14 protein-coding genes are annotated in these 13989 nt (G+C 31.2%); 10 read left to right on the forward strand and 4 right to left on the reverse strand.

Annotation, left to right across the window (positions count from 1 at the left end):
- Window positions 1–16: 16 nt before the first annotated feature.
- From ACMHJW_RS07170 to rsmI, 3 genes are all read left to right on the forward strand, one after another.
- On the forward strand, window positions 17–1249 hold the full coding sequence (locus ACMHJW_RS07170) for an OmpP1/FadL family transporter (protein ID WP_413532726.1): 1233 nt from the start codon (window positions 17–19) through the stop codon (window positions 1247–1249).
- A 9-nt stretch (window positions 1250–1258) separates the two neighbouring features.
- Entirely contained in the window at window positions 1259–2842 is a 1584-nt protein-coding gene (locus ACMHJW_RS07175; RefSeq protein WP_413532727.1) for a G-D-S-L family lipolytic protein, read from the forward strand.
- A gap of 329 nt (window positions 2843–3171) precedes the next feature.
- The gene (rsmI, locus tag ACMHJW_RS07180) at window positions 3172–3846 is read left to right on the forward strand and encodes a 16S rRNA (cytidine(1402)-2'-O)-methyltransferase (protein WP_413532728.1); all 675 of its coding nucleotides are present in this window, start codon (window positions 3172–3174) and stop codon (window positions 3844–3846) included.
- Here rsmI and recJ read toward each other — a convergent pair.
- From recJ to ACMHJW_RS07195, 3 genes are read right to left on the reverse strand one after another with little or no spacing between them, the layout of a single operon-like run.
- Window positions 3843–5543, reverse strand: a complete 1701-nt coding sequence (gene recJ / locus ACMHJW_RS07185; protein ID WP_413532729.1) for a single-stranded-DNA-specific exonuclease RecJ — start codon at window positions 5541–5543, stop codon at window positions 3843–3845. The genes rsmI and recJ overlap by 4 nt on opposite strands.
- Before the next feature lie 48 nt (window positions 5544–5591).
- A complete protein-coding gene (locus ACMHJW_RS07190; protein WP_413532730.1) occupies window positions 5592–6341 on the reverse strand; it encodes a uroporphyrinogen-III synthase in 750 nt (249 codons plus the stop codon).
- 7 nt (window positions 6342–6348) lie between these two features.
- Complete coding sequence (locus tag ACMHJW_RS07195; RefSeq protein WP_413532731.1) at window positions 6349–7023, reverse strand: DUF4271 domain-containing protein; 675 nt, start codon at window positions 7021–7023, stop codon at window positions 6349–6351.
- 66 nt (window positions 7024–7089) lie between these two features.
- Between ACMHJW_RS07195 and ACMHJW_RS07200 the strand changes: the two genes are divergently transcribed.
- On the forward strand, window positions 7090–7812 hold the full coding sequence (locus tag ACMHJW_RS07200; protein WP_413532732.1) for a polyprenol monophosphomannose synthase: 723 nt from the start codon (window positions 7090–7092) through the stop codon (window positions 7810–7812).
- Window positions 7809–8213 (forward strand): DUF4296 domain-containing protein, encoded by a 405-nt coding sequence (locus tag ACMHJW_RS07205; RefSeq protein ID WP_413532733.1) that lies wholly within the window; start codon window positions 7809–7811, stop codon window positions 8211–8213. The genes ACMHJW_RS07200 and ACMHJW_RS07205 overlap by 4 nt, the downstream gene beginning before the upstream one ends.
- Before the next feature lie 151 nt (window positions 8214–8364).
- Here the strand turns inward: ACMHJW_RS07205 and ACMHJW_RS07210 are convergent, their stop codons facing one another.
- Entirely contained in the window at window positions 8365–10746 is a 2382-nt protein-coding gene (locus ACMHJW_RS07210; RefSeq protein WP_413532734.1) for a TonB-dependent receptor domain-containing protein, read from the reverse strand.
- 189 nt (window positions 10747–10935) lie between these two features.
- Here ACMHJW_RS07210 and ACMHJW_RS07215 point away from each other — a divergent pair, with 189 nt between their 5' ends.
- The 5 genes from ACMHJW_RS07215 to ACMHJW_RS07235 all read left to right on the forward strand — a co-directional run bounded on the left by ACMHJW_RS07215 (window position 10936) and on the right by ACMHJW_RS07235 (window position 13986).
- Entirely contained in the window at window positions 10936–11700 is a 765-nt protein-coding gene (locus ACMHJW_RS07215) for a Rossmann-like and DUF2520 domain-containing protein (protein ID WP_413532735.1), read from the forward strand.
- Window positions 11697–12221, forward strand: a complete 525-nt coding sequence (locus ACMHJW_RS07220) for a KdsC family phosphatase (protein WP_413532736.1) — start codon at window positions 11697–11699, stop codon at window positions 12219–12221. Before ACMHJW_RS07215 ends, ACMHJW_RS07220 begins: the two co-directional genes overlap by 4 nt.
- A 12-nt stretch (window positions 12222–12233) precedes the next feature.
- Window positions 12234–12818: a Maf family nucleotide pyrophosphatase gene (locus tag ACMHJW_RS07225; RefSeq protein WP_413532737.1), complete on the forward strand. Its 585-nt coding sequence runs from the start codon at window positions 12234–12236 to the stop codon at window positions 12816–12818.
- A 75-nt stretch (window positions 12819–12893) separates the two neighbouring features.
- A complete protein-coding gene (gene nadD / locus ACMHJW_RS07230; protein WP_413532738.1) occupies window positions 12894–13460 on the forward strand; it encodes a nicotinate (nicotinamide) nucleotide adenylyltransferase in 567 nt (188 codons plus the stop codon).
- An 82-nt stretch (window positions 13461–13542) separates the two neighbouring features.
- Window positions 13543–13986, forward strand: coding sequence for a GNAT family N-acetyltransferase (locus ACMHJW_RS07235; RefSeq protein WP_413532739.1), 444 nt, complete (start codon window positions 13543–13545; stop codon window positions 13984–13986).
- Window positions 13987–13989: the final 3 nt, after the last annotated feature.

Here is a 13989-nt window from a genome sequence, read left to right on the forward strand (position 1 = left end):
AAAACGAACAAAAAATATGAAGAAAATTTTCTTGACATTAGCGCTAATCGGCTTATCTTCATCTGCTTTTGCAGGAGGTTACCGTGTAGCTTTACAAGGAGTTCGCCAAGCTGCTTTGGGAGGAACTTCTGCAACGCAAACTCGTGATGCGAGTGTTGCGTTTTACAATCCTGCGGGATTGGCTTTTGTGGATAGTAAATTAAGTATTGCTGTTGGAGGTTTCGGTGTGAAAACTGATGTGAAATGGCAAGACCCAACTACATTACAAAAAGCAGAATCAGATAGTAAGTTAGGAACACCAATGTATTTTGCTGTTAGTTATAAACCTACTGATGATTTAGCAATAGGAGTAAGTGTAACGACACCTTTTGGAAGTTCAGTAACTTGGCCAGAAGATTGGCAAAACAAATCTAATATTACACATATTGATTTAAAAGCTTTTAATATTCAGCCAACTGTAGCTTATCGTTTTTCAGATTGGTTTAGTTTGGGTGTAGGTTTTATTTATACGCATGGAACAGCTAAATTGGAAAAAGTACAAACTGTTGCAGGTAATGACATTAAATTAAAATTAGAAGACAAGGACGCGCATGGTTTAGGATTTAATGTTGGAGCAATGTTTAAACCAACAGATAAATTCGGTGTAGGATTAGCTTATCGTTCGAACATTGATGCTTCTGCAAACAAAGGAGATGTTACATGGACAAACGTTCCTTCAGGAATAGCTTCTAATGTGCCGTTTAATACTGATAAATGGAATACTGTATTGCCTTTGCCATCAGAATTTACATTTGGAATGTCATATAAGGTTTTACCACAATTAGAACTTTTCGGGGATATTGTTTGGCAAAACTGGACTCGTTACAAAAGTTTAGATATTAATTTATATAATGATGCTTCTAATACTTTTTACACATCGTCTTCTACAAAAAACTGGAAAGACAATACATTGTTCCGTTTTGGAGCTGAGTATACATTTAGTGAAATGGTTGTTGGACGTGTAGGTTATTATCACGATAAATCTCCTGTTCCTGGAGCATACTGGTCTTCAGAAACACCAAGTTCTAATTTAAACTCTGTTTCAGCAGGTTTAGGATTTAAATTTAATAATGGATTTTACTTAGATTTATTTGGATCTTATGTACAAGGAGACGAGAGACATATTGACAATATTGAGCAAAATTTCTCAGGAGATGTTAAGATGCGTGCAATTAACTTTGGTTTAGGATTAACGTATAACCTTAAATAACACTAAAACATGAAACATTTAAATAAAATAGTATTAGTTGCTTTAGCAGCTACAATGTTTAGCTGTGATCAGGATTTTGATAATCCTATTGAAGATATTAAAGTAACATCTGGTGAAGCAAACTTTCAAAAATATATTGCATTAGGAAATTCATTAACTTCTGGTTATAGAGATAATGCATTGTATCGTTCGGGACAAGAAAATTCATATCCAAATATTTTAGCTGGATTGATGAAACCTGCGGGTGGAGGAGAATTTAAAACTCCTTATATGCCAAATGATATTGGAGGATTTATTGGTATACCAGATTTTAATGGAAAACTAACTTTACAGTTGGTTAATGGATCTTTATCTCCTGTTCCAAGTGCTCCAGGAGCAGCGTTAGATTTATTAGCTGATAAAGGAAAGTTTCAAAATATGGGAGTTCCAGGAGCTAAATCTTATCATTTATTAGCACCAGGTTATGGTAATAGAGCAGGATTAGATACAAATCCTGCAACGGCAAATCCATATTTTGTACGTTTTGCAAGTAGCCCTTCAACTTCTGTTGTTGCAGATGCAGTAGCTCAAGAACCAACATTTTTCTCTTATTGGATTGGAAATAATGACGTTTTAGGTTATGCAATTAGTGGAGGTTTAGGTGTAGATCATAATGAGACAAATAATATTGATCCAAAAACTTATAATAGCAAAGGATATGATATTTCGAATGTTAATGTGGTAAAGAATTTTATTAATTTAGGATTAAAAGCTTTAACTTCTTCAGCTAATAAACCGAAAGGAGTTATCGCAAATATTCCTTCTGTTACATCTATTCCATATTTCACAACAGTCCCTTACGCACCCTTATCACCAGCAAATCCTAGCTTTGGACCAATGATTGAGGAATTAAATAAAACTTTTGCAGGATTAAATCAAATATTTGATGTAGTAGGAACTCCAGAAAGAAAAATTTCTTTTTCAAAAACTGCTGCAAGTGCTGTTGTAATAAAAGATAAAGATTTAGCAGATTTATCAACAATTATTACAGCTGCATTAGTTAAGTTAGGATATAATGTAGGTGAAGCGACTTTATTGGGATTGACTTACGGGCAAGCACGTCAAGCAACCGCAAAAGATTTATTGGTTTTACCTTCTTCTGCTGTAATCGGAAAAGTTGATACAAATAGAGTATCCCAATTAATGCAAATGGGATTAACTAAAGAAAAAGCTGGTCAGTTATCAGTAGTTGGTGTTAGTTACCCTTTGGCTGATAATTATGTATTAACAGAAAAAGAAACTGCAAAAGCAGAAGCTGCAGTGGTTAAATATAATGCTGCAATTGCTGAATTAGCAACGGCTTATAACTTAGCATTAGTAGATACATATTCTGAAATGAAAAAATTAAGTTCTCAATCTGGAATGAAATATTACGGACAAACTTATACAACAGCATTTATTTCAGGAGGAGCATTTTCTTTAGATGGTGTTCATTTAACAGGAACTGGATATGCCATTGTAGCAAATATGTTTGTTGATGCAATCAATCAAAAATATGGTTCAACTTTAAGACATGTTTACCCAGGAAATTATCCTGGTATTGCAATTCCTTAAATTGAATTTAGCATAATAAAGAAAGGCACTCTATAGAGTGCCTTTCTTTATTAATTTTTTTTTCTCCCTTCAATAATTTTACATCATATCTTATTTATGATTAAAAGAATGAATAAGAACTTCTAAATAGTAAAACTTAATAAACAAGTGTTTGAATAGAATAAAAGATTCAACAAAGTGTTTATTAAGTTTTAATAATTAAATGTTTCCTTCATTAATCGAAACTTTACAAATAAGATATCAATAAAATATATTTTTTCGAACTTAAATATTTTTTTGTCCTGTTAATATATTTTAGGACTAATCAAATTACTTCTTAACTTTGTCACATGAGTGGAAAATTATATTTGGTTCCGACGCCAATCGGAAATTTGGGTGATATGACATTTAGAGCGGTTGATGTGCTAAAAGAATCAGATGTTATTTTGGCAGAAGACACGCGAAATAGTGGTATTTTACTGAAACATTTCGAAATTTCTACTCCAATGCGTAGTTATCACATGCACAATGAACATCAAGCAACAGAGGATATTATTCGTCAGTTAAAAGATGGTCAAATCATTTCGATTATTACAGATGCCGGAACTCCAGGGATTTCTGATCCTGGTTATTTATTAGCAAAAGAATGTGTTGCAAACAATATTACAATTGAATGTTTACCTGGCGCAACAGCATTTGTTCCTGCATTAGTTGTTTCTGGATTACCAAATAATGAATTTACTTTTGTTGGATTTTTACCTGTGAAAAAGGGACGAAAAACTAAATTAGATTCATTAATTGAAGAGAAGAAAACAATGATTTTTTACGAATCTCCACATAAAATTGGACGAACATTAAAAGATTTAGCCGAAACTTTTGGTGCTGAACGTAAAGCAAGTTTATCTCGCGAAATTTCGAAAAAATTTGAAGAAACTTTACGCGGAACATTAACAGAATTAGCAGAAATAGCAGAAAAAAGAAACTTGAAAGGTGAAATGGTGTTAATTGTAGAAGGAAATCATTAATCGTTAAAAGAAATATCTTTGATATTCAATTGCCAAGTTCCTTTTCCTTGCCAATAGTTCATACCAATTGTATAAACCATATCAAATGATTTTCCTTTTTCTAATTTTGATCCAAATTTACCTAACTTAAATCCAATTGCAGGAAAAGTAATTCGCGTATCACGTTGATGTACATATAAGCGCGCATGCTCTTTACCAACTAATCGGAAATCGGTTGCTAATAAATCTCTTGATACAAAAACAGGATTCATATTATTTGGTCCAAATGGAGCCATTCTCATCACCGATTCCAAAAAGGAACGCGTCATATCATTAAAAGAAATCTCTTTATCAATCAAAATAGATGGTGTAAAATGTTTTCCATTTGACATTTCTTTCACCGTTTCATCAAATCTGAACTTAAATTCTTCGAAATTCTCTTCTTTCAATGCCAAACCAGCTGCAGCCATATGTCCGCCAAACTGTGTTAACAAATCTTTGTTTTTTTCGATTGCCGAATGTATATCAAACTCTTGAATAGAACGTGCAGAACCTACTATTTCTCCTTCATTATTCTTCGTAAAAACAATAGTTGGTTTGTAATATAAATCAACTAAACGAGAAGCTACAATCCCAATTACACCTTTGTTCCAAGATGAATCATAAACAATTGTCGAATATTTTTCATTGGTATTAATTTGATTTAATTGCAAAAGTGCATCATGCGTCATATCAATATCCAATGTCTTGCGTTCGTTATTTAATGAATTAATATCACTTAAATATTTACGACAATCTTCTTCATCTGTACTCAACATAAAACGAACAGCTTCCGAACCATGTTTTATACGTCCTGCAGCATTAATTTTTGGTGCAATAGAAAAAACAACATTCGAAATATTGACATTATTTTTAATATTCGTAGGAATTAATTGTTGAAAAGCCAAGCGCGGTTCAGAATTCAATCGTTTCAAACCAGCATAAGCCAACACACGGTTTTCTCCAGTAATTGGCACAATATCAGCCGCAATACTTACTGCAACTAAATCTAAAAGTGGTAAAAGATTTTCTTTAGGAAGATTAAATTTTTCTGTATAAGCTTGCGCCAATTTAAATCCAACTCCACAACCGCTTAAATCTTTGTAAGGATAACGACAACCTTTTTGTTTTGGATCTAAAACAGCGTATGCTTTTGGAACAGAACGATCTGGTAAATGATGATCACAAATAATATAATCTATACCTTTTGATTGTGCATATTTTATTTCTTCGTGCGCTTTTATCCCACAATCTAAAACGATTACAAGTGAAATATTATTTTGCAAAGCAAAATCTATACTTTGTTGAGAAATTCCATAACCTTCGTTATTTCGGTCTGGAATATAATAAGAGACTTTCGAGTAGATAGAAGTCAGAAATTCGTAAAATAATGTTACGGCTGTCGTTCCATCTACATCGTAGTCTCCAAATATTAAGATATTTTCTTCGTCATCAATTGCATTTTTAATACGTGAAACCGCATCAGACATTCCTTTCATCAAAAAGGGATCATGCAATTCGTCCAAAGATGGATTAAAATACGATTTGGCTTGAGCAAAATTCGTAATTCCACGTTGGGCTAATAAAATAGCAAGCACCTCAGAAATATTAAGCGATTCTCTTAAATCCTTAACAATTTCAGTATTGGGCTGTTCTTTTATTTCCCATTTTTTTTCCATCTCTTTAATTTACATATTTTTTAATTAGAGAGAAAGGTAAAGCGAATATTATTTTGATTTATTTGCTTCTTTCACGTATTTATCCAACGCCATTGTCATTGAAGGCGTTTGTGGTGTTGGCACCTCAATGTCTACACGTAATCCCATCTCTTTTGCTTGATCTACTGTTGATTTTCCGAAAACGGCAATTCTTGTTTTTTCTTGTACGAAATCAGGAAAATTTTCAAATAATGACTTAATTCCTGAAGGTGTAAAGAATACCAAAACATCATATTTCACATCAGATAAATCAGATAAATCACTGGATACAGTTCTAAACAATGTTGCTTTTTGCCAAGTTAATCCTAAACTATCTAATAGGGCAGGAACATTTGGTTTCAATACATCAGATGCTGGTAACAAAAAGTTTTCGTCTTTGTGCTTTTTGAATAATGGCACCATATCAGCAAAAACCTTTTCTCCAATATAAATCTTACGTTTTCTGTAAACGATATATTTTTGTAAGTAGAATGCAATTGCTTCTGATTCGCAGAAATATTTCATAGAATCAGGAACAGTAAAGCGCATTTCTTCTGCCAAACGGAAGAAATGATCTATAGCGTTCCTACTTGTAAAAATTACAGCAGTTACTTTGCTAAAGTCTATTTTTTGTTGTCTTACTTCTTTAGCGTCTATTCCGACAACTTGGATAAATGGTCTAAAATCAATTTTGATTTTATTTCTTTTTTCAATCTCGTAGTATGGCGAGTTTTCTGCCTGAGGCTTAGGTTGAGATACTAATATTGATTTAACTTTCATAGTAATTTTAGATTACTTTACCTATAATTAATAGTTTTGCTAAAACCAATATAGGTAAAATTTCTAGGGTGCAAAGGTACAAAATATTATAATACCAAACTGATTTATTGTTACTTATTTGTTTTGAGTATATATGATAAATTTCGAATATTCTATTCAAAAACAATAGAATAAATCCAATTATCATTAAATAATCTTTATTGATTTGTGTGTAAAAAAATAAAAAACAAATAAGAAGTAAGAGCAAAACATTTTTAGCATTGACAAAACTTGAACTTTTCATAAAATATGAAACTGAGCTAGATTCGTAAAAAACTCGATAAAAAGTCACCTCAATCATTAGTCTAAAAAGCATAATCAAACTAATAACAGAAAAGGTAATTCCGACTCGTGACAGATAATAAAATCTAAAATTTGGAATGTGACTGTACGTAATATCAAAGTAAGAAACCAACAACAAACTGATCAACAAAACTGTAACTCCATTAACAATAAAACTAAATAACATGGTATTATCATCTGTAAAACTCATGTATTCGGTTTTATTATTAAGCGTTTTGAAATTTTTTGCAAACAAGTATTTTGCTGCACAAACCAACAACAAACACACCATCAACGCAATAAGTACAGTATCATTGCCAAGCGTATTTTTTCCTATCGAAATTAAATCGTCTGTTTTCATAATTTTTTCAAAAATACAAAACACTAACAATCTTATAACTATCTTTATGCCCACAAAATTATATTTATGTCGGACAAATTAGTTATTATCCCGACCTACAACGAAAAAGAAAACATAGAAGCCATTATTCGTGCAGCTTTAGCTGCGGACGGAGCATTTGATGTGCTTATTGTTGATGATAGTTCTCCGGACGGAACGAATGACATTGTAAAACGATTGATTCCCGAATTTAATGGTCGTTTGAATTTAGAAATTCGTACAACCAAAGATGGATTAGGAAGAGCTTATGTGCATGGTTTTAAGTGGGCTTTAGCCAATAATTACGAATTTATTTTCGAAATGGATGCAGATTTTTCCCACAATCCTAATGATTTACCTCGCTTATATAATGCCTTAGAGGAAGGAGCAGATTTAGCAATTGGATCGCGTTATTCAAATGGTGTAAATGTTGTGAATTGGCCAATGAACAGAGTCTTATTGTCTTATTTTGCATCAAAATATGTTCGCATTATCACAAGATTACCAGTTCACGATGCAACAGCCGGTTTTGTTGGTTATAGAGCAAAAGTTTTAAGAACGCTAGATTTAGACAAAATACAATTCAAAGGTTATGGATTTCAAATTGAGATGAAATACAAAACGTGGATTAAAAAATTTAAATTAAAAGAAGTCCCAATTATTTTTACAGATAGAACTCTAGGCGAATCAAAAATTAGCTCTGATATTATTGGGGAAGCTGTTTTTGGTGTAATTTCATTACGAATAAGAAATATATTTGGTAAACTATGAAAAAATTAATTTTCTTATCCCTGATCTTTTTGAGTATTTTTAGTTGTGCACCAAAAAATTACGACAAACCAAAAGATCTTATCAGTAAGTCTGAAATGATTGATATTCTTACAGATTTATATATTAGTCAGCAAGGATTACAAATGTTTCCTACTCAACAACAAGATCTAAGTATTGATCTAGCAAAAGATGCTGTAGATATTATGAAAAGTTATGATATTACGTTTCATCAATTTTCTGAGAGCTATCAATATTACATGATGCAACCAGAAAAATTCAAAGAAATGTTAGATGATGTGAAAAAAAATCTTGAAGATAAATTGTCTGACGAAGAAAAAGAACGTCAAAAAAATCAGAAAAATAGTTTGACAGAAATTAAAGACGAAGAAAAAGATAAATAATAAAAAGCTCAAGTAACAACTTGAGCTTTTTATTATTCTCTAAATCTTTTAAAAATTATAAGACATGGATTATGTAATTTTATAAATTAGTAAAACCATGTCTTAAGAATCTTTTGTTTTAAAAATATTTAAGTAAATGGAGAATATATCTTTATTGTAATCCTATTCCTCCTCCGTTTTGCTCGGTTTTATTTTGCTGAACTTCTGCTCTTGATTTTACTTTTCCTCCGAAATTATAAGTAAATCCTAAATAAGCTGTTTGAGATTCCCAATTGAAGTTTGCATATCCATAATAAGGATCATCCATATGAACTCTTGCACGCATTGTTTTGAATATATCATTTACACGAGCTGATAAAGACGCTTTTCCATCCATAAAAGTGTAACGTAAACCTAAATCCATTCGCCACATTTCTAACATTTCTCCTTGCAAAAATTTAGCTCTACTTCTGAAGAATCCGAATTGTTGAACACTTAATTTTTTAGATAAATAATAGGTATTATTCATACGAGCAGAAAACGTATTTGCTGTAATTTTCTTATGATCATTTTGCATCTCAGAAGAAGTGAAATCTCCAGCTAAATAGACATTCATCCATTTGGCTAATTTATAATTCCAACTTGCTTCAGCTCCAAATTTGTTTACTTTATCATAATTCAAATTGTACTGAATAATTGCTGACTCAAGATCTTCATCTTTTCTGAATGATTGAATGATATTATCTTTTACACTTCTATAAAATAAATTAGCAGAAAGAGAACCTTTTGTCAATTGTTTTAAGTAACCAATTTCATAAGAATCTGTATATTCTGGACGAAGATTTGGATTTCCTTCGCTCGACATTAATGCTGTTGAAAATTGTGGAACTGGTGTTAATTGATAAATACCTGGACGATTAATTCTTCTACTATAATTTAATGATAATTGTGTTTTTTCTGTCAAATCATACGTTAAGAAAGCAGAAGGAAACAAATCTGTATAATCTTTTTTCAAATTTCCTGCTTCATTTGGTGAATAAAACCAATCTGCATTGTCTTTAACATGTTCTAAACGTAATCCAACTTGCGCTCCAAACTTATCAAACTTCTGTTTGTAATTTGTGTAAGCTGAATAAAATGAACGATCGAACTGAAAATCTACTGATGGATTGAATGTATTTCCATTTGCTAAATTTGTTAATTCTTTCGTAGAATCCATATCATTATCATTCGATTCTTTACGAAATTGAACGCCAGCTTCTAATTTCCCTGCATTTTCTATTTGATTTGTATAATCTAAATTAATACGAGTTGTTTGCGTCTTATTGTAACGAAATTCTTTGTAAAATTCATCATTAAGATATGTATTCGTATAATCTCTATCATCGTTCTCTTTGTTTATCGAATAAAATGCATCCAAAACAAGATTATGATCTTTTTTATTAAAATCTAACTTATAGTTTAAGCTATAATCAGAACTTTTTGTATCGGACCAAATATCATTTTTATTTAATTTGTTGATATCCGTTTTTAAAATGGTTGTATTAATAAATGCTTCATGCTTTCCATCCCACTGATTTGTATAAATTGTTAAAGCATTTTTGTCATTAATAAACCAGTCGAATCCTGCTTTGTAAGATAAATTTCTATTTTTAGTATTTTGGATGTCGAATAATTGATCAATTTTATTATCAAAATTTTGCCCAATTCCATGTTGTTTTGAAGGGCGATCAGCGTAATTTATATTTCCAAATAAATTGAACTTTCCTACATTAACATTCGTATTTAGTGAAGAATTAAAACGACTTTTTTTACCTTGCTCATAACCTGTGATTAATCCAATATTATATCCTTTTTTAGTTCCTTTCACTAAAACGATATTAATAATCCCAGAATTTCCGTCAGCTTCGTATTTAGCAGAAGGATTTGTAATAATCTCGATTCGTTGAATTTGATTCGAAGGAATTTGTTTTAATAATTGCGCAGCCGATTGAGAAGAAGGTTTACCATCTACAAAAACTTTCACATTCTCATTTCCTCTTAATGATAAAGCACCAGATTGCTGATCTACATTGACAGAAGGAATATTGTTCAAAACTGAAGCAGCATCAGATCCAGCAGATACTAAATCGTTTCCAACTTCTACAACACGTTTGTCAATTTCATTGCGATATTGCGATGTTTGAGCACGAACAAAAGCTCCTTTCAACTCAACTGTTTCTGTTTTTAAGGTTTGTAAAACGATGTTACCTAAATTTAGTTCACCTCCTTTTACTTCTACATTCGTTACAGATTCTTCATAACCAAATTCTGTAATAACTAAACGATAACTTCCGTCTTCCAAATCTGGAATTTCGAATGTTCCATCTTCATTTGCATAGATTTCGTCTAAAATTTCTTTTGAATCTGCCTTGTAAATTTGAATGGAAGCCATTCCGATTGCTTCGTTTTTTGCATTTTCAATTTTTCCTTTCACAGGATGTTGCTCTTGTGCTAATCCATAAATAGAACAGACAGAGAATAGAATTGCTAAAGTAAATTTGTTTAATTTCATAATTAGTATTTTTCACATAGTACTATGTTTTACATAATACATAAACATAATCAAGGGTTATTTTCTTAATAAGACGTATTTGTTTAAAAAATGTTACAACAATTTTTATTTTTTTTAAAATTTTATTTCTTCAATTGAAAAACCTATTTTTATGATTCGAAAAATATTAATCAAAAAATTGCTAAAACATTGAGTTCAATTGTCATATTAGGTGCGGGAAATGTAGCTTTTCATTTAACTCGTGCATTAATCGAAAACACTTGCAATGTTCGACAAATATTTAATAGAACATTAGAACACGCGAGAGAAATTGGCGACGCGAATAGAATCTCGTACACAGATAAAATTTCTGAAATAGAAAAAGCAGATATTTATATTATTGCAAGTGCAGATTCTGGCATCGAAGAATTTTCTCATTATATCCCATATGATGATGTTTTAGTTGTGCATACATCTGGTTCATCGCCAATGTCTGTTCTAAAAGGAGATTATAGAAAAGGTGTTTTTTATCCTTTGCAAACTTTTTCGAAAGACAGAACGATGCGCTATGATAATATTCCATTTTTTATCGAAGCTGAAAATCCGGAAGATTTAAAAAAATTAAATGAATTAGCAAATCGTATTTCTAATGAAGTTCATGAGCTTAATTTTGAAGGAAGAATGCAAGTGCATATGACAGGTGTTTGGGCAAATAATTTTGTTAATCATTTATATTATATCGCAGGAAATATTTGTGAGCAGAATAATCTTCCGTTTGATATTTTGTTACCTCTTATTCAGGAAACAGCAAATAAGGTGATCGAAATGAGTCCGAAAGATGCACAAACTGGTCCTGCAAGACGAGGAGATCAAAAGATTATCGATCGCCATTTAGAAGCATTACAAGATGAATCTAGGTTATTGCAGATTTACCAAATATTGACAGATTCAATCAAAAGAGTTTACGAAAAATGATAAGTTATAAAGAAAAACTAAATAACATAAAAACTGTTATTTTAGATGTAGATGGAGTTTTGACAGATGGAAATTTAATTTTATTACCAACTGGAGAAATGGTGAGATCAATGAATACGCGCGATGGTTATGCCATGCAATTAGCAATAAAACAAGGTATAAGAATCGCTGTAATCACAGGAGGAAGAGATGAAGCTGTTGTAAGTCGTCTAAAATATTTAGGTTTAACAGATATTTATATCAACAAACGCGATAAAGTAGAAGCTTTTGAAGATTTACTTTTTTCTTATGGTTTAGATCCTGATGAAATCGCTTATATGGGGGATGATTATCCAGATATTGCTGTTATGAATTTGGTCGGATTACCTACTTGTCCAAATGATGCTTGCATGGATGTACGCAAAGTAGCCGAATATATTTCCCCAGAAAATGGTGGTCGAGGTTGCGTTCGCGATTTATTAGAACAAATCCTTAAAGTTCAAAACAAATGGTATAATGCAGACGAAGTTGCTTCTGTATAAAAGAATTTGAAAATGTTATTAACAGAGAAATTGAAAGATACCAATATCATTTTGGCATCACAATCACCAAGAAGAAAAGAACTTTTAGCTGGATTAGGCTTACAATTTTCAACAATTTCATTGGATATTGATGAAACATTTGATCGCAACGAATTCAAAAAAGAACAAATCACAGAATATCTTTCTGCTAAAAAAGCAAAAGCATATACAGATATTCAACCAGATGATTTAATCATAACTTCGGATACAACTGTTTGGGTTGATGATGAATCGTTAGAAAAAGCTTCGAATAGAGAAGAAGCTTACGAAATGATTAAAAAATTAAGCGGAAAAACACATTCTGTTTATACATCAGTTACGATTCGTTCTTTAGAAAAAGAAGTTACTTTTTCGGACGAAACACAAGTAACTTTCTCAGATTTAACAGATGAAGAAATCTACTTTTACATCGACCATTACAAACCATTTGATAAAGCTGCCGCTTATGGCGTTCAAGAATGGATTGGTTACATTGGAGTAGAAAATATGAATGGAAGTTATTTCAATGTAATGGGACTTCCAACACACAAGCTATATAAAGAATTACAAAAATTCTAAAAATATCATCCAGCTTCGGCTGGATTTTTTTATTCTACAATTATCGTATTTTTGTTATTCAAAAAAATCAATTTTATGAAAGTCGGTTTATATTTTGGATCCTTCAATCCTATTCATGTCGGACATTTAATTATTGCCAATCATTTTCAACAATTTACAGATTTAGATCAAGTTTGGTTTGTGGTTTCGCCTCAAAATCCATTGAAGAAAAAAAGTTCTTTGGCAAATGAATATGATCGATTAGAAATGGTCGAATTAGCGATTAAAGATTATCCAAATCTTCGTGCATCGAACATCGAATTTTCTTTACCGAAACCTTCTTATACAATTGATACTTTGATTCATTTGAAAGAAAAATTTCCAGAACATGATTTTGCATTAATTATGGGTTCTGATAATTTGGATGGAATTTCGAAATGGAAAAATTCAGAAATCTTAATGCGAGATTATCAATTTTATGTTTATCCGCGTCCAGGTTTTTCGCAAGAAATAGATTTGGATAACGTAGAAATTGTCGAAGCACCTTTGATGGAAATTTCTTCAACATTTATCAGAAATGCAATCAAAGATGGAAAAAACATAAAACCAATGTTACCTCCAAAAGTTTGGGAATATTTGGATGGAAGTAACTTGTATGGATAACTTGTTAATTTTGAGAATTTGTAAATAATCACTTATATTTCATAGATCAATACAACAAAAAAGAATATTTAATTAGTGAATCATGACAAAACAAGCTACTATAAATAATTTAGAAGAATTGGTTCCTTTATTTGATGCTTATCGTCAATTTTATGATAAAAAATCGGATGTAAAAGCAGCTGAAGAATTTTTAGAAGCTAGAATTGTAAACGACGAATCGATTATCTTTTTAGCCTATAATGAAGAAGAAAAAGCTGTTGGTTTTGTACAATTATTTCCTTCATTTTCATCGACAAGAATGAAACGTTTCTGGGTTTTGAATGATTTATTTGTTTCACCCGAATTTCGCGGACAAGGCTTTTCGAGAGAATTGATTGAAGAAGCAAAAAGTTTATGTCGCAAAACAGATGCTTGCGCAATGTTGTTAGAAACCAGTGTAACAAATGATATTGGAAATTCGTTATATCCAAGTGAAGGCTTTCAGTTGCGTGATGATGCCAATTTTTATGAATGGGAAACTAAATAAATT

The sequence above is a fragment of the Empedobacter brevis genome (genome assembly GCF_965118635.1).
GTDB lineage: Bacteria > Bacteroidota > Bacteroidia > Flavobacteriales > Weeksellaceae > Empedobacter > Empedobacter brevis_A.

What these genes read in the sequence shown, in the direction of transcription:
- ACMHJW_RS07170 (WP_413532726.1), top strand. Translation starts at nt 17, where the DNA reads ATGAAGAAAATTTTCTTGACATTAGCGCTAATCGGCTTATCTTCATCT.
- ACMHJW_RS07175 (WP_413532727.1), top strand. Translation starts at nt 1,259, where the DNA reads ATGAAACATTTAAATAAAATAGTATTAGTTGCTTTAGCAGCTACAATG.
- rsmI (WP_413532728.1), top strand. Translation starts at nt 3,172, where the DNA reads ATGAGTGGAAAATTATATTTGGTTCCGACGCCAATCGGAAATTTGGGT.
- recJ (WP_413532729.1), bottom strand. Translation starts at nt 5,543, where the DNA reads ATGGAAAAAAAATGGGAAATAAAAGAACAGCCCAATACTGAAATTGTT.
- ACMHJW_RS07190 (WP_413532730.1), bottom strand. Translation starts at nt 6,341, where the DNA reads ATGAAAGTTAAATCAATATTAGTATCTCAACCTAAGCCTCAGGCAGAA.
- ACMHJW_RS07195 (WP_413532731.1), bottom strand. Translation starts at nt 7,023, where the DNA reads ATGAAAACAGACGATTTAATTTCGATAGGAAAAAATACGCTTGGCAAT.
- ACMHJW_RS07200 (WP_413532732.1), top strand. Translation starts at nt 7,090, where the DNA reads ATGTCGGACAAATTAGTTATTATCCCGACCTACAACGAAAAAGAAAAC.
- ACMHJW_RS07205 (WP_413532733.1), top strand. Translation starts at nt 7,809, where the DNA reads ATGAAAAAATTAATTTTCTTATCCCTGATCTTTTTGAGTATTTTTAGT.
- ACMHJW_RS07210 (WP_413532734.1), bottom strand. Translation starts at nt 10,746, where the DNA reads ATGAAATTAAACAAATTTACTTTAGCAATTCTATTCTCTGTCTGTTCT.
- ACMHJW_RS07220 (WP_413532736.1), top strand. Translation starts at nt 11,697, where the DNA reads ATGATAAGTTATAAAGAAAAACTAAATAACATAAAAACTGTTATTTTA.
- ACMHJW_RS07225 (WP_413532737.1), top strand. Translation starts at nt 12,234, where the DNA reads ATGTTATTAACAGAGAAATTGAAAGATACCAATATCATTTTGGCATCA.
- nadD (WP_413532738.1), top strand. Translation starts at nt 12,894, where the DNA reads ATGAAAGTCGGTTTATATTTTGGATCCTTCAATCCTATTCATGTCGGA.
- ACMHJW_RS07235 (WP_413532739.1), top strand. Translation starts at nt 13,543, where the DNA reads ATGACAAAACAAGCTACTATAAATAATTTAGAAGAATTGGTTCCTTTA.